Annotated in this window: 1 pseudogene; it reads left to right on the top strand. The window is 66.6% G+C overall.

Annotation, left to right across the window (positions count from 1 at the left end):
• A pseudogene (locus AC07VR_RS31660) lies at window positions 1-506 on the top strand (glycine dehydrogenase (aminomethyl-transferring)); the annotation flags it as partial.

Below are 506 nucleotides of genomic sequence, written 5' to 3'. Positions count from 1 at the left end.
GCCCACGGCACCAACCCGGCCACCGCCAACATGGCCGGCATGCGCGTGGTGGTCACCGCGTGCGATGCCCGCGGCAACGTCGACATCGAAGACCTGCGCGCCAAGGCCATCGAGCACCGCGAACACCTCGCCGCGCTGATGATCACCTACCCCTCGACCCACGGCGTGTTCGAAGAAGGCATCCGCGAAATCTGCGGGATCATCCATGACCACGGCGGCCAGGTGTACATCGACGGCGCCAACATGAACGCCATGGTTGGCCTCTGCGCACCGGGCAAGTTCGGCGGCGACGTGTCCCACCTGAACCTGCACAAGACTTTCTGCATCCCCCACGGCGGTGGTGGCCCGGGTGTCGGCCCGATTGGCGTGAAATCCCACCTGACGCCGTTCCTGCCAGGGCACGCGGCCATGGAGCGCAAGGAAGGCGCGGTCTGCGCGGCACCGTTCGGCAGCGCGAGCATTCTGCCAATCACCTGGATGTACATTCGGATGATGGGTGGCGCGGG

The sequence above is a fragment of the Pseudomonas sp. GW821-FHT02H09 genome (assembly GCF_059421425.1).
Note: the sequence above shows the minus strand (reverse complement) of the source record. Positions and strands in the feature narration are given on the sequence as shown.